This window comes from Amycolatopsis sp. 195334CR, from assembly GCF_017309385.1.
Lineage (GTDB): Bacteria > Actinomycetota > Actinomycetes > Mycobacteriales > Pseudonocardiaceae > Amycolatopsis.
In genome coordinates this window covers 115,699-134,230 of sequence record NZ_JAFJMJ010000003.1, presented here as the reverse complement: position 1 = coordinate 134,230, position 18,532 = coordinate 115,699, and the positions used below count along the sequence as shown (strand labels likewise).

Genomic DNA, 18,532 nt, shown 5'->3' with positions numbered 1-18,532 from the left:
GGCCCCGATGTCCGAGGTTGACCGTTTGCGGACGGGAAACGGTCAGTCCGCTGTGCCGACGGCGGCCAGGCCGACCTCGGTGCCCGCCTCGCGCAGACCGTCCAGTTCGGCCGGATCGGCGGCCTCGTCGGTGACCAGCCGGTGGATCCGCTCCGGCGGGATGGTCTGGACCATGGCGTCGGCGCCGATCTTGGTCGAGTCGGCCAGCACCACCACCTGCTCCGCGGCCCCGGCCAGCGCGCGGTCCGCCCCGGCCACCGCGGGGTTCGGCGTGGACAGTCCGCGCGCGGCGGTCAACCCGTTGCCGGAGAGGAAGGCGTGGCGCACGCGCAGCTGCGAGAGCCCGGCCTCGGCCGCGCTGCCCACCGTGGCGAAGATCGACGCGCGCAGCGTGCCGCCCGGCATCAGCACCTCGACCCCCGGCGCCTGCGCGATGATCTGCGCCACCAGCAGGGAATTCGTCACCACGGTCAGCTCCGAGGTGCGGACCAGCCGCCGCGCCAGCGCCTGCGTGGTAGTGCCCGGGCCCAGCGCCACCGAGTCGCCGGGGGAGACCAGACCGGCGGCCAGCGCGGCGATCGCCTCCTTCTGCGCGCCGGCCACCTTCGCCTTCTCGGTGCAGCTGGGTTCGTAGGAGGTGCGGTTCGTGGCGACCGCGCCGCCGTGTCTGCGCGCGAGCAGTCCGTCGGCGGCCAGCTGCCGCAGATCGCGGCGCACGGTGACCTCGCTGGTCTGCACGATCCGGGCGAGTTCGCGCAGGGAGACGGCCCCGTTCGAGCGGACGAGTTCGAGGATGACCTGGCGGCGTTCGGCGGCGAACATGGCCGCACGCTAACCGAGGGAATAGCGGATTCCTAGCGCCGAAGCGAGGCCATCGGTGAATGGTGATTACCTCCGGTGTTCGACGGGTGCGCCGAACGGCCCCTTGTGCTCGCGCTTTCCGTGCGCTTTGCTGAAGATCGTCCGCGTTCTGCGGATATCCGGTGACAACCCGAACTGACAACGTTGACACCTGTGCCCGCACCACCACCGAGGAGTGCTCCGATGACGTGGCCCGGCCGGTCCCATGCCGCACTGCTGCTCTCGCTGGCGGTGCTGTTCTCGCTCTCGACCGTGCCCGCCGCGGCCGCGTCGAGCTGGACGATCACCGGGCCGTCCGCACGGTCCCCGGTCACCGCGGAACTCACCCTGGACGCGGGCGAGCTGAAGCTTTCGGCGGCACGAGCGGGCCGGACCGTGCTCGCCCCGGCGCCGCTCGGCCTGCGCACCGAGGGCGCCGACCTGAGCCGTGACCTGCGGGTTCTCGGGCACCAGCAGCGCATTCTGGCCGAGCGCTACACGATGACCACCGGCAAGCGGCACGAGCGGGCGGTCCGCGCGCGGGAGACCCGCTTCCAGCTCGCCGCCGGCGACGCGCGCTTCGACCTGCTGGTCCGGGTGTCCGACGACGGTCTCGCCTACCGCTACCTGCTGCCGGAGCAGGCGGTGGTCACCGGCGAGGCGTCGGCCTACCGGCTGGACCCGGCCGCCACCGCCTGGCTGCTGCCGTACAACTCCTACTACGAGAACCAGCGGGTGGAGACCACCGCCGCCGGTGCCGCGGCCGGGGAGTTCGGCCACCCGTCGCTGTTCCGCACCGGCGAGGACTTCGCCCTGCTCACCGAGTCCGATGTGGACGGTTCGTACTCGGGCAGCAGGCTGGTGCACCAGGCGGGTTCGCCGGAGTACGCGGTGAAGCTGGCCGACGCGCGGGTCCCCGCCTCGCGCACGCCGTGGCGGACCGCGATCATCGGCGACCTCGCCACGGTCACCGAGTCCACCCTGGTCGACGACCTGGCCGCGCCGTCGCGGATCGCGGACACCTCGTGGATCCGGCCCGGCAAGTCGGCCTGGTCGTGGCTCAGCGAGCACCAGAGTCCGCGGGACTTCGAGCGGCAGAAGGTCTACGTGGACTTCGCCGCCCGCAACGGCTGGCCGTACGTGCTGGTCGACGAGGGCTGGAGCGAGGACTGGGTGCCGGAGCTGACCCGGTACGCGCGGGCCCGCGGCGTCGAGGTGCTGCTGTGGTTCCACTGGCAGACGCTGGACACGCCGGAGAAGCGGGCGGAGATCCTGCCGAAGGTGAAGGCGTGGGGCGTCAAGGGCGTCAAGGTGGACTTCATGGAGTCCGACACGCAGGCGCGGTACCAGTGGTACGACGCGATACTGGCGGACACCGCGGCGCTCGAGCTGATGATCAACTTCCACGGCTCGACCATTCCGCACGGGCTGGCCAGGACCTGGCCGCACCTGATGACCATGGAGGCGATCCACGGCCAGGAGCAGCTGCCGCAGCCGGCGAACAACCCGGTGCACCCGTTCACCAGGAACGTGGTCGGCTCGATGGACTTCACCCCGGTGGCGCTGGAGGTCGGGCCGCGGACCTCGAGCGTGGGGCACGAGGTGGCGCTGCCGGTGCTCTACGAATCGGCCTGGCAGCACTTCGCGGACAAGCCGGAGGCCTACGACCGGCACCCGAACGCGCTGCGCTTCCTGAACCAGGTGCCGACGGTCTGGGACGAGACGCGGTACCTGGGCGGGTACCCGGGTGACGAGGCGGCGCTGGCCAGGCGGGACGGCGACCGGTGGTTCGTCGGAGCGATCACCGTCGGCCCGGCGCGCCGGGTGAGCACCCCGCTGACCTTCCTCGGCGCCGGTGACTGGCTGGTCGAGACGGTGCGTGACGTGCCGGGTTCGGTCGACGTCCAGCGGGAGAGCCGGGTCGTGCGGTCGGCGGACACGTTGGCCTACGACGTCCCGTCGAACGGCGGTTTCGCCGCGATCGCCTGCCCGGCCGACGGCCGGGCCACCTGCGACGAGCCGATCCAGCAGGTGCCCGCGACCTCGCTGACGATCAGCCCGGCGGACGCCGGTGACCGGGTGCCGGGCTCGTCGTTCGAGGTGAGCGCGGAGTTCGAGCTGGCGTCGGACCGGGTGGTGCGGGACGTGGTGCTGGCGCCGGTCGTGCCGGAAGGCTGGTCGCTGGCCGGGGAACCGGTGCGGGACAACGAGTTCACGCCGGGGGAGGTGCTCAGCGGGCGGTGGACGGTGACGGTGGGCCCCGCGGTCGGCAAGCACGAGGTCCCGATCGCCGCGGACTTCGTCGACCCGTCGCTGTCGGCGCCCGAAGTGCACGTCGCGAAGGCGGTCTCGGTGTTCGTGCCGCCGCCGGTCCCGTCGGACGGGGCCTGGGTGAGCGACCTGCCGTTCGCCGGGGTGACGAACGGCTGGGGCCCGGTGGAGCGGGACCGGTCCAACAACGACCAGGCCGCCGGCGACGGGAATCCCATGCGGATCGGCGGCGTCACCTACGAGAAGGGGCTGGGCACGCACGCGCCGAGCGAGGTGACCGTCTACTTGGGACGGGGTTGCCAGTGGTTCAGCGCGCTGGCCGGGCTGGACGACGAAACCACCGAACCCGGCTCGGCGGCCTTCGAGGTGCTGGGCGACGGTGTCCTGCTGGCCGCCACCCCGGTGCTGCGCGGCGGCTCACCCGCCGTCGCCGTCACGGCCGATGTGCGCGGCGTGCGCATGCTGACCCTGCGCACCACGGACGGCGGGGACGGCAAGAACCACGACCACACCGACTGGGTCACGCCGCGCCTGACCTGTGCGCCCTAACCGGGCCTACCGGGAATGAAACGATTCATTCCCGGTAGGTGCGCGGCGGGTGCGCGGTCCGCAGCAACCGGCGCAGGTCTTGAAGGCCGCCGTCCAGTGTGCCCGCGGCACGTGCCTGGACCAGCAGGTTCCCGGCCGCGGTGGCCTCCGTCGGGCCCGCGTGCACCGGCAGGCCGCAGGCTTCGGCGGTGAGCCGGCACAGCAGGTCGTTGTGCGCGCCCCCGCCGACCAGGTGGATGGCTTCCACCGGCCGCCCGGACAGGCGGACGGCGTCGGCGACGGCGTCCCGGTAGGCGATCGCCAGGCTGTCCAGCACGCAGCGGGCCAGTTCGCCGGGGTCGCGCGGGGTCGGCTGACCGGCGTCCCGGCAGGCCTCGGTGATGCGGGCGGCCATCCCGCCCGGCGGCAGGAAACGCGGGTCGGTCGCGTCCACGACGCTGCGCCACGGTGTCGCCTCGGCCGCGCCGTCGAGCAGGTGGCCGAGGCCCAGCCCGAGATCCCGCTGCACCTCCTGCAGCATCCACAACCCCATCACGTTCCGCAGGAACCGGACCGTGCCGTCCACCCCGCGCTCGTTGGTGAAGTTCGCCTCGCGTGCTTCCTCGGTGAGCACCGGCGCGTCCAGTTCCAGGCCGACCAGCGACCAGGTACCGCACGAGATGTAGGCGAAGCGGTCGTCTTCGGCGGGCACCGCGACCACCGCCGAGGCCGTGTCGTGCGAGCCCACCGTCCACACCGGACACCCCTGGTACGTACCCGCGGCCACGCCAGGGTCCCGCAGCGGCGGGAACAACCCCGGCCGCAGCCCGAGTTCGCCGAACAACCCGGTCGCCCACTCCCCGGTGCGCGGGTCGAGCAGGCCGGTGGTGGACGCGTTCGTCCGCTCGGTGCCCAGCTCCCCGGTGAGCCAGTACGAGAGCAGGTCCGGCACCAGCACCACCGAGGACACCGGCGACAGGTCCTCGGTGGCCAGCTGGAAAACCGTGTTGAACGGCTGGAACTGGATGCCGGTGGTGGCGTAGAGCCGCTCGGCCGGGACCCTCGAGTGCACCCGCGAAACCCCCGCCGCGGTGCGGGAATCCCGGTAGTGAACGGGATCCCCGAGCAGCGCGCCGTCGGCGTCGAGCAGCCCGTAGTCCACCGCCCACGAATCGATGCCGATCCCGGCCAGCGTGCCGTGCCGCGCGAGCGCCGCGTCCAGGCCCTCGGTGAGTCCTTTGTAGAGAGACCGGATGTTCCACCGCAGCGTGCCCCCGGTGGTCACCGGTTCGTTCGGGAACCGGTGCACCTCGGCCAGTTCCAGCGTGCCGTCACCGAAGCGCCCGGTCACCACGCGGCCGCTGGACGCGCCGAGGTCGACCGCCGCGAACACCGGCTCCATCAGCGGAGGAAGGCCGCGGCGACCCCGGCGTCCACCGGCACGTGCAGGCCGGTGGTGTGCCCGAGTTCGCCCGCCGTCAGCACGAACACCGCGTTGGCCACGTGTTCCGGCAGCACCTCCCGCTTGAGCAGGGTCCGCTGCGCGTAGAAGGCGCCGAGGTCCTCCTCTTCCACGCCGTAGACCGCCGCCCGCTTCGCGCCCCAGCCGCCGGCGAAGATGCCCGACCCGCGCACCACCCCGTCCGGGTTCACCCCGTTGACGCGGATGCCGTGCTCACCGAGTTCGGCGGCGAGCAGGCGCACCTGGTGGGCCTGGTCCGCCTTCGCCGCCCCGTAGGCGACGTTGCTCGGCCCGGCGAACACCGCGTTCTTGCTGACGATGTACACCAGATCGCCGCCGAGGCCCTGCGCGACCATGATCCGCGCCGCCTCCCGCGAGACCAGGAAAGAGCCGCGCGCCATCACGTCGTGCTGGAGGTCCCAGTCCGCCGCGCTGGTTTCCAGCAACGGCTTCGACACCGACAGCCCGGCGTTGTTGACCACCAGGTCGATCCCGCCGAACGCGAGCGCGCCCTCGGCGAAGGCGGCGGCGACCGCGTTCTCGTCGGTGACGTCCGCGTGCACCGCGACGGCGGTGTCCCGCCCGAGTTCCCCGGCGACCTCGCGCGCGGACTCGAAAGCGCGGTCGGCGACGACCACGCACGCGCCCTCGGCCGCGAGCCGCCGCGCGGTCGCCTTGCCGATGCCCGACCCGCCACCGGTGACCAGCGCGACCCGGCCGGCCAGCGGTTTGGGCGCGGGGCGGCGGCGGAGCTTGGCCTCCTCGAGCGACCAGTACTCGATGCGGAACTTCTCGCTTTCCGGGATCGGCGCATAGGTCGACACGGCTTCCGCGCCCCGCATCACGTTGATGGCGTTGACGTAGAACTCGCCCGCCACGCGCGCGGTCTGCGCGTCGGCGCCGAAGGAGAACATGCCCACCCCGGGCACCAGCACGATCGCCGGATCGGCGCCGCGCATCGCGGGGGAGTCCGGCTCGGCGTGGCGCTCGTAGTAGGCGCGGTAGTCCGCGCGGTACTCCTCGTGCAGTTCGCGCAGCCGCGCCACCACCTCGTCCAGCGGCGCGGACGGCGGCAGGTCGAGCACCATCGGCCGGACCTTGGTGCGCAGGAAGTGGTCCGGGCAGGAGGTGCCGAGCGCGGCCAGCCGCGGGTGTTCGGCGCCGGCCAGGAAGTCCAGCACCACGGCGGAATCGGTGAAGTGCCCGAGCTGGCGGCGGTCGGTGGAGGCGAGCCCGCGCAGCACCGGCGCCAGCGCGGCGGCCCGTTCGCGGCGGGCGGCCTCGGGCAGCGGTTCGAACTCCGCCACCCGCGCGCCGAACGGTTCCGCGCGTCCGGTTTCGGCCAGGAACCGCGCCGCGGTCTGGATGATCTCCAGCGAACGCGCCTCGCATTCGTCCGAAGTGTCACCCCATGCGGTGATCCCGTGCCCGCCGAGGATGCAGCCGATCGCCCGCGGGTTCGCCGCCTTGATCTCGGCGATGTCCAGGCCCAGCTGGAAACCCGGGCGCCGCCACGGCACCCACACCACCCGGTCGCCGAAGCAGCGTTCGGTGAGCTTCTCGCCGTCGGCCGCGGTCGCCAGCGCGATCCCGGAGTCGGGGTGGAGGTGGTCGACGTGCGCGGAGTCGACCAGGCCGTGCATCGCGGTGTCGATGGACGGGGCCGCGCCACCGCGGCCGTGCAGGCAGTAGTCGAACGCGGCGACCATCTCGTCCTCGCGCTCCGGTCCGGGGTAGACGCGGGTCAGCCCGCGCAGCCGGTCCAGCCGCAGCACCGCCAGCCCCGGTTCGGTGAGCGTGCCGAGGTCGCCGCCGGAACCCTTGACCCACAACAGTTCCACCTCCTCACCGGAGGCGGGGTCGGGGGCGGTGCCCTTCGCCGAGGTGTTGCCGCCCGCGTAGTTCGTGTTGGCCGGGTCGGCGCCCAGCCGGTGGGACCGGGACAGCAGCCGGTCGACGGTCCCGGCGGTTTCCTCGCGTGGCTCGGTCATCACGTCTCCCGCGCGTCGGATGGGTGGAACGAGGGGTTGAAACGTTTCATCCGCATGTTAGGGTTCGGTGTGACGGAGAGCAAGTATGGTCGGCATTAAGGACGTCGCCCGGATCGCCGGGGTTTCCATCGGCACGGTGTCGAACGTGGTCAACCGGCCGCACGTGGTGTCGGCCGCGACCCGGTCCCGGGTGCTGTCGGTGATCCAGGAGCTGGGCTACGTCCGCGACGAGTCGGCCAGGCAGCTGCGGGCCGGGCGCAGCCGCACGCTGGCGGTGCTGGTGCTGGACCTGGGCAACCCGTTCTTCGTCGACGTGGCGCAGGGCGCCGAGCAGGCGGCGCAGGCCGAGGGGCTGAACGTGATCACCTGCAACAGCGGCCAGCGGGTCGACCGCGAGGCCGGGCACCTGGCGATGCTGGCCGAGCAGCGGGTGCGCGGGGTGCTGCTGTCCCCGGTGGCCTCGGCGGGGGAGAGCCTGGAGCACTTCCGCCGCAGCGGGATCCCGTACGTGTTCGTGGACCGCAAGATGCCCAACGCCGACGCGTGCTCGGTGTCGGTGGACGACGTGGCGGGCGGCGCGCTGGCGGCGCGGCACCTGATCGAGGCCGGGCACACGCACATCGCCTTCGTCAACGGCCCCCAGATGCTGGTGCAGTGCCGCGACCGCGAAGCCGGGGCCAGGGCCGCGCTGGCCGAGGCCCCCGCGCCCGGCCGCACCTTCACCGTGCTGGAGTCCGAGGCGCTGGACGTGGCGTCCGGGCGGGACGCCGGTGCCCGCGTGCTCGGCATCAGCCCGCGGCCGACCGCGGTGTTCTGCGCCAACGACCTGCTCGCGCTCGGCGTGCTGCAGGCGATGGTCGCGGCCGGGGTGCGGGTGCCGGAGGAGATGGCCATCGTCGGCTACGACGACATCGAGTTCGCCGCGGCCGCCGCGGTGCCGCTCACCTCGGTCCGCCAGCCCGCCACGCGGCTGGGCAGGACGGCGGCCGAGCTGATCATCGCCGAAACCGCGGATGACGGTGGCGAGCACGAGCACCAGACCGTGGTCTACACCCCGGAACTGGTGGTGCGCGACTCCACGCGGGTGCGCCGCGACCGCGAGCGCAGGTAGGCGATCGCGACCGCCGCGGTGGCGGTGATCAGCAGGTTCACGTCGATCGCGGGCACCCAGCGGACCCGGTCGCCCTTGATCTCGTAGGCGCCGACCGGGTGCGCGACGACGCCGAAGCCCGCGCCCTGGGCGGTCTGCCCGTCGAGGTGGTCGCCACCGCCCCCGCCGCCCCAGACGAACCCGGCGGGGATGACCACGACGCCGTCCTTTTCGTACGGTTCGCCGTAGACCCGCTTGGCGGTGAGCGAATTCCAGGCCGAGCCGATCAGTTCGGGGATGTTCACGGCGCTCCTCGGGTGCTAGCGGGAGAGGGTGTGCAGTTCGACCTCGGTCAGCTCGCCGCGCTCGACCACCGCGGTGAGGTAGGTGTGGTGCGGCTGGCGGCGCCGGTCGGTGGGCGAGCCGGGGTTGAGCAGGCGCAGGCCGGTGCCGGTCTCGGTGTCCCACGGGATGTGGCTGTGCCCGAAGACGAGCACGTCGGTGTCCGGGTATTCCTTGGCGCAGCGGGCTTCCCGGCCTTTCGCGGGCCCGGTCTCGTGCACCACGGCCAGCCGCAGCCCGGCCAGTTCGGCCCGGGCGACCTCGGGCAGCCGGGCACGCAGCTCCGGGCCGTCGTTGTTGCCCCACACGCCGATCAGCCGCTTCGACCGCCGTTCCAGCTCGTCCAGCAGCGCGGGCTCGACCCAGTCGCCGGCGTGGACCACCACGTCCGCCTCCGCCACCCGCGCCCAGACCTCGGCGGGCAGCCCGCGAGCGCGCAGGGGCACGTGCGTGTCGGAGATGATCAGCAGGCGCATGCTTCCGACCTTAGGGGGTGTCCGCGAAACCCGGATCGCGCTCTCCGCGCCCAGGTGGCCCCTGGCGGCACCGGGCCTTCACCCGAGTACGGTCCAGTACGAGGGCGAACGCCCGGCACCGCCAGGAACCACCTGGCTCGCGAAGCCCATCGACCCGGGCTTCGTGGACACCCCCTGGGGCACAATGCTCCCCATGGCGGCCAAACGCAGCGCCGGGATCCTCCTGTACCGCGGGGGATCGGCGCACACCGAGGTGATGCTGGGACACATGGGCGGGCCGTTCTGGGCACGCAAGGACGAGGCCGCGTGGTCGGTGCCCAAGGGCGAGTACGAACCCGACGAGGCACCGCTGGCCGCCGCGCGCCGGGAGTTCGAGGAGGAGCTCGGCCTGCCGGTGCCCGACGGGGAGCCCGTCGAACTGGGCGAGGTCCGCCAGTCCGGCAAGGTGGTCACGGTGTTCGCGCTCGAAGCGGACCTCGATCCGGCGCTCGCCGTGCCGGGCACCTTCGCAATGGAGTGGCCACCGCGGTCCGGGCGGTTGCAGGAGTTCCCCGAGATGGACCGGTTCGAGTGGTTCGCCCTGCCCGAAGCCGAGCGGAAACTGGTGAAGGGGCAACGCCCGTTCCTCGGCAGGCTGGCCGAGCGGTTGACCTGAACCTTGGTTCAAGTTCTAGCGTCGGGCCCATGACCACTTGGCTCGACGAAGCGGCCCGCGAGGGCCTGGACGCACTGGGCAGCCGCGCCGCGGAAGCGGAGATCGTGGCGCTCGGCGTGTCCTGCCGCAGTGCCCGCGAACTGTCCACAATGGCCGACGAGATGCTGCGCTACCTGGTGGAGCACCACGGTTTCCGCGCGCTGGCACTGGAAGGCGACGACGTGGCCGGCGCGCTGCTCGACGCCCACGTGCGGACCGGCGAAGGCGATCCGCGGCAGATCCTCGCCGAGTCCCGGCCCTTCCTCCGCACCGAAGAGGTCCTCGACGCCGTTCGCTGGGTGCGGTCGTTCAACGAACGCCACCCCGGCGATCCGGTCCGCGTGGTGCACCCGGCGCGACCCCCGGAGCTGCCGGGCGACCGGGCCGGGATCGAGCGCATGCTCGCCGACGGCATCTCCCGGTGGCACGAGGAGAACCCGGCGAAGATCGTCTACTGGGGCGGGATCGCGCACACCGCCCCGGACGACATCCCGACCCTCGGCAAGCTGCTGCGCGAGCGGTACGCCTACCTGTCGGTCGGGCTGACCTTCCACCACGGCGAGCCGTCGGCGTGGATGCCGGCGCCGCCGCCGGACTTCCTCGAAGCCACCCTGGACACGGCCGCCCTGGACACCTTCCTGCTCGACCTCCGCGACGCCCCGGCCGCCTGGGCACACGCCCCGGCCAGGACCCGGCTGGTCGGCCCCGCCTACGACCCGGCCGAGGACGGGCACCACCTCGATGGCACCCCGGCCGGGTGGTTCGACCTGGTCCGGCACACCCGGCGGGTCACCCCGGGCGAATTTTTTCGGCTGAGCTGTCGGTCCGCGCCGGTCCCGTCCGTCGGCAGGATGACGGAAGGAGTCACCATGACCGAGTTCGAGGTGCGCGCCCAGGACGGGCGGCTCCACTTCACCCGGCACTACCCGCACGAGGTCGCCAGGGTCTGGCGGGCGCTGACCGACAACGCCGAGCTCTCCGCGTGGACCCCGTGGCGGATGCGCGTGGACACCGTGCCCGGTGGCGCGCTGTCGGTCGCGTTCGGCCGGGGCAAGGCGTCGAAGGGCGAGGTGGTGGCGGTGGAACCCGGGCGCCGGGTGGTCTGGCGCTGCTACGGCGAACTGCTGGACTGGTCGCTGGCCGAGCACGACGGCGGTTGCCTGCTCAGCCTCGACACCACCATGGCCGACCCCGGCCACGTCACGCACAGCGCCGCCGGGTTCCACATCTCGCTCGACAACCTGGCCCTCGTGCTGGACGGGCAGCCCGTGGTGAAGGCGACCAGCCCGCCGAAGGAACCGCGCTTCCCGGAGCTGGTCCGGCATTACGCGACGACCCTGCGCTGAGCGTAATACGGCGTATGACGCTCAGGACTGGTCGGCCGGAAGGTGGCGGGCGAGGTGCAGGCCGACGCCGATCACCAGGGCGAGCATGCCGGCCAGCACCAGGGTGGCGTTGGCGGTGATCACGGCCAGGGTGAGCAGGAAACCGGCGAGCACGTCCACGCAGACCGGCAGGACCTTGCCGATGCGGAACCGGCGCCGGTCGCCGATGCGGCGGAAGGAGGCGGCCAGGGCGGGTTCGGCGGCCTCGAACCACTCCTCGATCTTCTTCAACTGCTCGCGATCATCGTGACTCAGCATGGAGTACCAGCCCTTCGCCCGATCCCGACACCGACGGGTACCCACTCGGACGAGCGGTCACACGTCGGAACGGGTGATCTTCGGCGGGAAATCCGGATACCAGGTGTGACCGCCGGGTGCGCGGGGTAAAGGCCCGGTACCGCCACCGAGTCCCCCGAAGAAAGGCCCCGCCCGTGAGCAGCCTGATCGACTCCGACGTCGAGTACCGGTTCAACCGCGGCCTGCGCGGCTACCTCGAAGCCGTCACCGCCGCGCTGGGCATCGGGCTCGAATCGTGCACGGTGGACCTGGACACGCCGGTGTCCGCCTACATCGCCATCGACTGGCGGTTCACCCGGTTCCCGGGGCGGGACGTGGCGCTGATCTGGGACGAACAGCACGGCTGGGCGGCCACGATCGAGGCGGGGTGCGGTGAGGACGTGATCGTGCTGGCCTACCTCGGCGGGGACGACGTGCTGCCGGACCCGCGGCAGGTGGTGCGGTTCCTGGCCGCGTTGCGCGCGGACGACCATTCGCTGGGGCAGCCCGGCCCGCCGGCCATCCGGCGGCCGGGCAACCACGGTGAGCTGCTGGAGCGCCTGGCCTAGTCGGTGAGCTGGTGGGGCGCTTGGTCTGGCTGGTGAGCTGGTGGGAGCGCCTGGCCTGGCCGGTGATCGGTGAGCTGGTGGAGCGCCTGGCCGGTGAGCTGCTGGGGCGCTTGGCCTGGCCGGTGAGCTGCTGGAGCGCCTCGCCTAACGCGGGGCCGCTGGAGCGCCTCGCCTGGCGGGGAACTGCTGGGGCGCCTGGCTAGGTCGTGAGGCGGAATGGGAGCCTGCCGAACGGCTGCCCGTTGATCTGCAGTTCCAGCGCGTGCTCCCCGGGGTGGTAGACGCGCGTCGAGATCGGCTTGAACGAGTGCTTCCGCTCGATCGTGGCCGCCGCTCCGGCGGGCAGCGTGCGGGTGGTCAGCTTGAACACCTTCGGCGCCAGGCTGCCGTTGGCCTTGCGGTGGTGCACCACGTAGTCGATGGCCAGCGTCAGCGGGGCGTCGCCCTGGTTGAGCAGGGTGAAGTCGAAGGCGAGGTGCTCGCCGATGGCGACTTCGGCCACCGGCGTGCGCGGGCCGTCGACCGCGAGACCGGCGGGCGGGCCGAAGCCGAGCAGCTCCAGCGCGGCCGGGTCGCCCTGCTTGACCAGGGTGCGCAGGCCGTGCCGGATCAGCCGCGGGGAGGCGCCGATCCAGCGGGCGGCGGTCCGGACGCAGAGCTCGGGGTCCAGCCTGCTGAGGTCGTTGAGGTGGTTGGCGACCGAGCGGCGCACGTACTCCGACTCGTCGCGGTGCAGCGCGTCGAGCACCGGCAGCGCCGCCGCGGGCCGCCGGGTGATCGCCTTGACCTGCCGCGCCCACGGCAGCCGCGGCCGGGTGCCCTCGCTGGCCAGCCGCCGCACGTGCTCGTTCTCGTGCGTGGTCCACTCCAGTGCCTTCGCCAGCGCGCGGTCCAGGTCGGCGTCCAAAAAGGACCGGATGGCGAACTCGGCGGTGAGCAGCGGGGTGAGTTCGGCCAGCAGGTCCAGCCCGGCCTCGAAGTCCGACGGGAGCGCACGCACCGCGACCGCCTCGGTGACCGGCCAGATCATCCACCCGGTGAACCGCGGATCCGCCAGTGCCGTGCGGACCACCGCCGCGAAGGCCGCGTAGTCCTCGGGCAGCCCGGCGAGCACCGCGTCGCGGACGAACCGCCCGCGCTCGCTGAAGCTCATCCCCGCGAGCGCGGGCGGCGCCGCGCGCAACGCGGACAGGTCCAGCTCCGGCGCGGCTTCGCCCAGGCAGCGGCCCAGTTCGGTGACGGCGGCGGTACTCAACATCTCTTCGGCGGTCGGCACGGCGCACACCCTAGCGACGGGGTACGTCAGTTTCGGCGCGTGCGAGGGCGAGGATCTCGTCGACGCTCCACTGGTCGTAGATGTGCTCGCCGTACTTCACCGCGAGCACGGTGCCGTCCTCGCGGATGAGGAAGTCGGCGGGCAGGCCGAGCCTGCCGTGTTCCTGTTTGGACGCGGGCGCCGGATCCCGTCTGGCCAGCCCGGCCGCGATGCTGCGCACGATCGGCAGCCACGCCCGCGGGTGCAGCAGCGCGCGGGTCCCGGCCTCGACACCGAACTCGCGGTAGAGGCGCTTGCCGGGATCGGCGACCACGGCGAACGGGATGTCCGCGGTGTGCTCGCGCAGTTCGGCCTCGGGGGAGTGGAACACCGCCACCTCGAGCACCCCGGCCGCGGCGAGTTCGGCGTGCCGCCGGGTCACCGAGCGCAGGTGGACGTTGCACACCGGGCAGCCGGCGAACCGCCGGAACTGCAGGTGCACCAGGCGGCCCGGCTTGGGGATGTCCACCGGTTCGCCGTCGACCACCTCGACCTCGCGCGGGGCGAGCACGGTGCCCGCCTCGATCCGTCCTGCCATCACTGCCTCCCGTTAAGCGTGCGGTGTACGCCTACGAACGTATGCGCGTATGTCGTACGCTGTCAAATGAGATGCCCCGACCACGTTCCCTGACCCCGGACCAGATCGCCGCCGCCGCGCTCGCCGTGCTCGACCGCGACGGCCTCGCCGCGCTCTCGATGCGCGCGGTGGCCGGTGAACTCGGCATGGGCACGATGTCGCTCTACCGGTACGTGGATGACCGCGAGCAGCTCGAACGGCTGATCGTGGAGCTGGTGCTCGGCGGGATCGACTTCGAGCTGGACCCGGGTGCGCCCTGGCCGGCCGGGCTGACCACGCTGGCCGAGCGGATGCGCGCGGCCGTCGGCGGCCACCCCGCCGTGGTGCCGTTGCTGCTCGCGCACCGGCACAGCTCGCTTTCCTCGGCGCGCTGGGGTGAGGCGGCGCTGGAGGTGCTGACCGGGGCGGGGTTCACCGGGAAGCGGCGGGTCATCGCGTTCCGCGTGCTCATCGCCTACCTGCTCGGCGCGCTGCAGTCCGAGCACCTGGGGCCGTTGTCCGGACCGGGCACCGAGGCGCTGGCCGCGCTGCCCGAGACCGAGTTCCCCCGGTTGAGCGAAACCGCGCGCCGGGCGCGGCGGATCGGCGCGGCCGAGGAATTCCGGTGTGGACTGTCGGTTGTACTGCAGGGGCTCGAACGGGACCTGGGACAGAACGGAGAGCAGCGATGAGCGAGGAAACCCGCGTGCGCAGGGACGAGGCGGGCAGCCGGTACCAGGTCCTGGTCGGCGACGTGGTGGCCGGTTTCGCCGAGTACGTCGAGAAGGGTGACCGGACGGTGTTCACCCACACCGAGATCGGTGACGAGTTCGGCGGGCGCGGGCTGGGCAAGGTGCTCGCCGCCGGTGCGCTCGACGACGTGGTGGGCCGGGGCCGGGTGATCGTGCCGCTGTGCCCGTTCATCGCGGGGTACCTGAAGAAGAACCCGGGGTACGAGGAGCACGTCAGCTGGGGCGCGGCGCGATGACCAACCTGGACAGCGGGCCCGAGGTGACCCCGTGCCGGTCGGCGGCGGGGGAGGGGGCCGTCGCCGAGTTCCTGGAGCCGCGGGAGGTGCCGCTGGGCGGGTTGCGCGCGATGCGGGTCGAGCGGGTGCTGCCGCAGCGCGTGCTGCCGACCGTGGGGGCGTGGTGCTTCCTCGACCAGTTCGGCCCGGAGCGGGTCGAGATGGCGGTGCTGCCGCATCCGCACACCGGGCTGCAGACGGTGACCTGGCCGCTGGCCGGGGAGATCCGGCACCGGGACTCGGTCGGCTCGGACGTGCTGGTGCGGCCCGGGCAGCTGAACCTGATGACCGCCGGGCGGGGGATCTCGCATTCGGAGTTCTCCGTGCGGGAAGAGGAAGTCCCGGTGCTGCACGCGTTGCAGCTGTGGGTCGCGCTGCCGGACGAGGCGTTGGGGGTGGAGCCGGCGTTCGAGCAGCACACGGAGTTGCCGACCTACGAGGCGGACGGCGTGACGGCGACCGTGCTGATGGGCTCACTGGGCGACGCGGTTTCGCCCGCCACCACGTACACGCCGTTGCTGGGCGCGGATCTGGTGGTCGAGGCGGGGGCGCGGGCGGTGCTGCCGCTGCGGCCGGACTTCGAGCACGCGGTGCTGGTGGTCGAGGGGGAGATCGAGGTGGCGGGGGTGCCGGTGGGCGCCGGGCCGTTGCTGTACCTGGGCACGGGGCGGGCGGAACTGGAGATCACCGCCGGGGCGGGCGCGCGGGCGCTGCTGCTCGGGGGTGAGCCGTTCCCGGGGGAGCTGGTGATGTGGTGGAACTTCGTCGGGCGCGGGCACGACGAGATCGCCCAGGCGCGCGAGGAGTGGGAGCACGGGGACCGGTTCGGGCACGTCGAGGGCCATGACGGGCAGCGGATCCCGGCGCCTGCTCTGCCGGGGGTACGCCTGACCCCACGCCGCCGCGGCTGACCGCGCGGTCCTGAATGCTATGAGTGGGGCATTACTTGCATTGATTGCTAGTAATGCCCCACTCATAGCATTGCTGAGGCTCCGTCAGAGCGGGATGTTGCGGTGGTCGCCCCGGGTGTCCGGGTAGGAGGCGAACAGTTCCGCCAGCCGCTGCCGGGTGTCGGCGGGCTTGATCACCTCGTCGACCACGCCGATGCTCATCGCGCGCCCCACGCCCCCGGCGATCACCTCGTGTTCGGCGACCAGCGTCGCCAGCAGTGCTTCCCGTTCGTGTTCGGGCGCGGCCGCCAGCTTCTTCCGGTGCAGGATGCCGACCGCCGCCTCGGCACCCATCACCGCCACCTCTGCCTCCGGCCAGGCGAGCACCGCGCTGGCGCCGAGCGAGCGCGAGTTCATGGCGATGTACGCGCCACCGTAGGACTTCCTGGTCACCAGCGTGATCCGCGGGACCACCGCCTCGGCGAAGGCGTGCAGCAGTTTCGCGCCCCGCCGGACCACGCCGCCCCATTCCTGGCTCACCCCGGGCAGGTACCCGGGAACGTCGACCAGCACCAGCAGCGGGATGCCGAACGCGTCGCACATCCGCACGAACCGCGAGGCCTTCTCGGCCGACAGCGAATCGAGGCAGCCGCCCTTGCGCAGCGGGTTGTTCGCGATCACCCCGACCGTCTTCCCGCCGACGCGGCCGAACCCGATCACCACGTTCGGCGCCCACTTCGCCTGCAGTTCGGCGAAATCACCGTCGTCGAGCAGGGCGCGCACGAGCGGTTTGACGTCGTAGGCGCGGCGGGGCGAGTCGGGCAGCAGGGCGCGGAGGTCCTCGGCGGGGGCGATCGCGGCGGGATCCACCGCGCCCGGCCTGCCGACGAACCCGATGATGCGCCGGGCCTCGGTGTAGGCGTCGGCCTCGGAATCGGTGGTCACGTGCACCACTCCGGACTTGCGGCCGTGCGCCTCGGCCCCGCCCAGCCCGGCCATGTCGATCTGCTCACCGGTGACCGAGCGGACCACGTCCGGCCCGGTGACGAACACCCGGCCGGACTCCGACATCACCACCAGGTCGGTGAGCGCGGGACCGTACGCCGCACCACCGGCGGCCGGGCCGAGCACCACCGAGAGCTGGAGGACCCGGCCGGAGGCCCGCACCATCGCGGCGAACATGTGCCCGATGCCGTCGAGCGCGGCCACGCCCTCGTTCAGCTTCGCGCCGCCGGAGTGCCACACCCCGATCACCGGGCACTCCTCGGCGACGGCCAGCTCGATCGCGTCCACGATCAGCGGCGACTCGTCGATGCCGATGGCCCCGCCCATCCGGGCACCGTCGGTGCAGTAGGCGATCACCGGCGTGCCGTCGACCAGCCCGCGCGCCACCGCCAGGCCGATCTTCTCGCGGCCGTGGACCAGCCGCAGCGAACCCGGGTCGAGCAACTGCGAAAGCCGGTGCACCGGGTCGCGGTGGTCCGGGGCGGACTCGGTGGCGTCCGGCACGGCGAACAGCGTCATCACTCACCTCGGGCGGTCTACCGCGGGCAGGGACGGGGCCCAGTAGACCGGGCGCCGGCGCCGGAAACGCCTAGTCTTGGGCCGGTTTCCCGTCATTGCCGCCGATTTCCGCGATTCGCGGACGCGGTTTTCTAGGATTTTCCGCGTTCTCACCAGGGTTCCCTTGGCGCATGCCGAGCCCCAGCGCCATCGACACCGACCTCTGGATCCGCCGCTACCACCCGGCGCGGGCCGGGGCGCCGCGGGTGGTCTGCTTCCCGCACGCCGGGGGTTCCGCCAGCTGGTACCACCCGATGTCCGCCGCGTTGTCCCCGCGCGCGGAGGTGTGCTCGGTGCAGTACCCGGGCCGCCAGGACCGCCGCGGCGAGCGCCCGGTCGACGACGTGACCGAGCTGGCGGGGCGGATCGCCGGCGTGCTGGCCGGGCTGGCCGACCGGCCGCTGGTGTTCTTCGGGCACAGCATGGGCGCGGTGGTGGCCTACGAGGTGGCGCGGGCCTTCGCCGCCCGTGGCCTCGAAGCGCCGGCGCACCTGATCGCCTCCGGCCGCCGCGGCCCGGGCACGCACCGGGACGAACGCGTCCACGAACGCGACGACGACGGGATCATCGCCGAGCTGAAACTGCTCAGCGGCACCGACACCCGGGTGCTCGGCGACGAGGAGATCCTGCGGATGATCATGCCCGCGGTCCGCGCCGACTACCGCGCCGTCGAGACCTACCGGCCCGCGCCCGGTCCCCGGCTGAGCTGCCCGGTCACCGTGCTCACCGGCGACCGCGATCCGAAGACCGAGCTCGGCGAGGCGCACGCGTGGGCCGAGGTGACCGACGGCCCGGTCGAGGTGAAGGTCTACCCGGGCGGGCACTTCTTCCTCACCCGCCACCTCGAAGCGGTGCTGGAGCTGACCGCGGGCATCGCGCACCTCGCCTGAACCCGGCACCTTCTGTTATTGTTCGAGTGCGGTTGGTAAATGACTGACGCACTCCCTCGTAATCGGGTGAGCACCCGGCAGTCAGCGGAACGTGTACGGCCGATCGCATTCCGTGCGGTGAGTTCCCGAGGCCGCCGCTGGCTTTTCCACCCGTCACCCATCGGGCGGTAACTGCGTTCAGCGCCGCTGATGCGGCGGATACGTGCCCGCCGCACCCGTTCGGGCGGCCGAATCGGACATCCGCCCGGCGCCCGGCGGCGGCGCCGCCGAGCGGAAGACCTGCTCGGCGCGGTCATTGGTGAATCCTTCACCGGAAATCGTCGCGACGTGCTGAAGTGGTGCGTTCGGCCCTTGCTCGTTCACCGTA

At 72.5% G+C, this 18,532-nt stretch carries 20 protein-coding genes; 10 read left to right on the top strand and 10 right to left on the bottom strand.

The genetic code is table 11. From position 1 onward, the window contains the following. Window positions 1-42 precede the first annotated feature (42 nt). Window positions 43-822, bottom strand: a complete 780-nt coding sequence (locus tag JYK18_RS37695) for a DeoR/GlpR family DNA-binding transcription regulator (protein ID WP_206808536.1) — start codon at window positions 820-822, stop codon at window positions 43-45. Window positions 823-1,044: 222 nt separating this feature from the next. On the opposite strand from JYK18_RS37695, the gene JYK18_RS37690 reads away from it, so the two are divergent. Next, on the top strand, window positions 1,045-3,660 hold the full coding sequence (locus JYK18_RS37690; RefSeq protein WP_206808535.1) for a glycoside hydrolase family 97 catalytic domain-containing protein: 2,616 nt from the start codon (window positions 1,045-1,047) through the stop codon (window positions 3,658-3,660). A 25-nt stretch (window positions 3,661-3,685) separates the two neighbouring features. Here the strand turns inward: JYK18_RS37690 and JYK18_RS37685 are convergent, their stop codons facing one another. After that, window positions 3,686-5,041 (bottom strand): rhamnulokinase family protein, encoded by a 1,356-nt coding sequence (locus JYK18_RS37685; RefSeq protein WP_206808531.1) that lies wholly within the window; start codon window positions 5,039-5,041, stop codon window positions 3,686-3,688. After that, window positions 5,041-7,092 carry a bifunctional aldolase/short-chain dehydrogenase gene (locus JYK18_RS37680; protein WP_206808529.1) on the bottom strand — a complete coding sequence of 684 codons (2,052 nt, stop codon included), beginning with the start codon at window positions 7,090-7,092 and terminating at the stop codon, window positions 5,041-5,043. Before JYK18_RS37680 ends, JYK18_RS37685 begins: the two co-directional genes overlap by 1 nt. Window positions 7,093-7,177: 85 nt before the next feature. On the opposite strand from JYK18_RS37680, the gene JYK18_RS37675 reads away from it, so the two are divergent. Then, window positions 7,178-8,203 carry a LacI family DNA-binding transcriptional regulator gene (locus JYK18_RS37675; protein ID WP_206808527.1) on the top strand — a complete coding sequence of 342 codons (1,026 nt, stop codon included), beginning with the start codon at window positions 7,178-7,180 and terminating at the stop codon, window positions 8,201-8,203. Here JYK18_RS37675 and JYK18_RS37670 read toward each other — a convergent pair. Both JYK18_RS37670 and JYK18_RS37665 read right to left on the bottom strand, forming a co-directional pair. After that, a complete protein-coding gene (locus JYK18_RS37670; RefSeq protein WP_206808526.1) occupies window positions 8,140-8,487 on the bottom strand; it encodes a sporulation protein in 348 nt (115 codons plus the stop codon). The genes JYK18_RS37675 and JYK18_RS37670 overlap by 64 nt on opposite strands. Window positions 8,488-8,502: 15 nt before the next feature. Next, window positions 8,503-9,000: a metallophosphoesterase gene (locus tag JYK18_RS37665; RefSeq protein WP_206808524.1), complete on the bottom strand. Its 498-nt coding sequence runs from the start codon at window positions 8,998-9,000 to the stop codon at window positions 8,503-8,505. Window positions 9,001-9,193: 193 nt separating this feature from the next. On the opposite strand from JYK18_RS37665, the gene JYK18_RS37660 reads away from it, so the two are divergent. Together JYK18_RS37660 and JYK18_RS37655 are read left to right on the top strand one after the other, a co-directional pair. Beyond that, entirely contained in the window at window positions 9,194-9,655 is a 462-nt protein-coding gene (locus tag JYK18_RS37660) for an NUDIX domain-containing protein (RefSeq protein WP_206808522.1), read from the top strand. Window positions 9,656-9,684: 29 nt separating this feature from the next. After that, window positions 9,685-11,040, top strand: coding sequence for an erythromycin esterase family protein (locus tag JYK18_RS37655; protein ID WP_206808520.1), 1,356 nt, complete (start codon window positions 9,685-9,687; stop codon window positions 11,038-11,040). Window positions 11,041-11,061: 21 nt separating this feature from the next. On the opposite strand, the gene JYK18_RS37650 is transcribed toward JYK18_RS37655, so the two are convergent. Further along, window positions 11,062-11,337, bottom strand: coding sequence for a DUF3040 domain-containing protein (locus JYK18_RS37650; RefSeq protein WP_206808512.1), 276 nt, complete (start codon window positions 11,335-11,337; stop codon window positions 11,062-11,064). 173 nt (window positions 11,338-11,510) lie between these two features. Between JYK18_RS37650 and JYK18_RS37645 the strand changes: the two genes are divergently transcribed. Together JYK18_RS37645 and JYK18_RS47790 are read left to right on the top strand one after the other, a co-directional pair. After that, window positions 11,511-11,924: a DUF6292 family protein gene (locus tag JYK18_RS37645; RefSeq protein ID WP_206808511.1), complete on the top strand. Its 414-nt coding sequence runs from the start codon at window positions 11,511-11,513 to the stop codon at window positions 11,922-11,924. A gap of 11 nt (window positions 11,925-11,935) precedes the next feature. After that, complete coding sequence (locus tag JYK18_RS47790) at window positions 11,936-12,127, top strand: hypothetical protein (RefSeq protein ID WP_206808510.1); 192 nt, start codon at window positions 11,936-11,938, stop codon at window positions 12,125-12,127. On the opposite strand, the gene JYK18_RS37635 is transcribed toward JYK18_RS47790, so the two are convergent. Together JYK18_RS37635 and JYK18_RS37630 are read right to left on the bottom strand one after the other, a co-directional pair. After that, the gene (locus tag JYK18_RS37635; RefSeq protein ID WP_206808509.1) at window positions 12,124-13,200 is read right to left on the bottom strand and encodes a DNA alkylation repair protein; all 1,077 of its coding nucleotides are present in this window, start codon (window positions 13,198-13,200) and stop codon (window positions 12,124-12,126) included. The genes JYK18_RS47790 and JYK18_RS37635 overlap by 4 nt on opposite strands. 10 nt (window positions 13,201-13,210) lie before the next feature. Further along, window positions 13,211-13,777 (bottom strand): peroxiredoxin-like family protein, encoded by a 567-nt coding sequence (locus JYK18_RS37630; RefSeq protein WP_206808508.1) that lies wholly within the window; start codon window positions 13,775-13,777, stop codon window positions 13,211-13,213. A 71-nt stretch (window positions 13,778-13,848) separates the two neighbouring features. Between JYK18_RS37630 and JYK18_RS37625 the strand changes: the two genes are divergently transcribed. From JYK18_RS37625 to JYK18_RS37615, 3 genes are read left to right on the top strand one after another with little or no spacing between them, the layout of a single operon-like run. After that, window positions 13,849-14,487, top strand: a complete 639-nt coding sequence (locus JYK18_RS37625; RefSeq protein ID WP_206808507.1) for a TetR/AcrR family transcriptional regulator — start codon at window positions 13,849-13,851, stop codon at window positions 14,485-14,487. After that, window positions 14,484-14,783, top strand: a complete 300-nt coding sequence (locus JYK18_RS37620; RefSeq protein WP_206808505.1) for a GNAT family N-acetyltransferase — start codon at window positions 14,484-14,486, stop codon at window positions 14,781-14,783. The genes JYK18_RS37625 and JYK18_RS37620 overlap by 4 nt, the downstream gene beginning before the upstream one ends. Further along, window positions 14,780-15,733 carry a pirin family protein gene (locus JYK18_RS37615; RefSeq protein WP_206808503.1) on the top strand — a complete coding sequence of 318 codons (954 nt, stop codon included), beginning with the start codon at window positions 14,780-14,782 and terminating at the stop codon, window positions 15,731-15,733. The genes JYK18_RS37620 and JYK18_RS37615 overlap by 4 nt, the downstream gene beginning before the upstream one ends. An 84-nt stretch (window positions 15,734-15,817) precedes the next feature. Here JYK18_RS37615 and JYK18_RS37610 read toward each other — a convergent pair whose 3' ends face one another. Then, window positions 15,818-17,236, bottom strand: coding sequence for an acyl-CoA carboxylase subunit beta (locus JYK18_RS37610; RefSeq protein ID WP_206808501.1), 1,419 nt, complete (start codon window positions 17,234-17,236; stop codon window positions 15,818-15,820). A 170-nt stretch (window positions 17,237-17,406) separates the two neighbouring features. On the opposite strand from JYK18_RS37610, the gene JYK18_RS37605 reads away from it, so the two are divergent. Beyond that, complete coding sequence (locus JYK18_RS37605) at window positions 17,407-18,165, top strand: thioesterase II family protein (protein ID WP_206808499.1); 759 nt, start codon at window positions 17,407-17,409, stop codon at window positions 18,163-18,165. Between the two features lie 177 nt (window positions 18,166-18,342). Here the strand turns inward: JYK18_RS37605 and JYK18_RS37600 are convergent, their stop codons facing one another. Then, window positions 18,343-18,528, bottom strand: coding sequence for a hypothetical protein (locus JYK18_RS37600; protein WP_206808497.1), 186 nt, complete (start codon window positions 18,526-18,528; stop codon window positions 18,343-18,345). Window positions 18,529-18,532 lie beyond the last annotated feature (4 nt).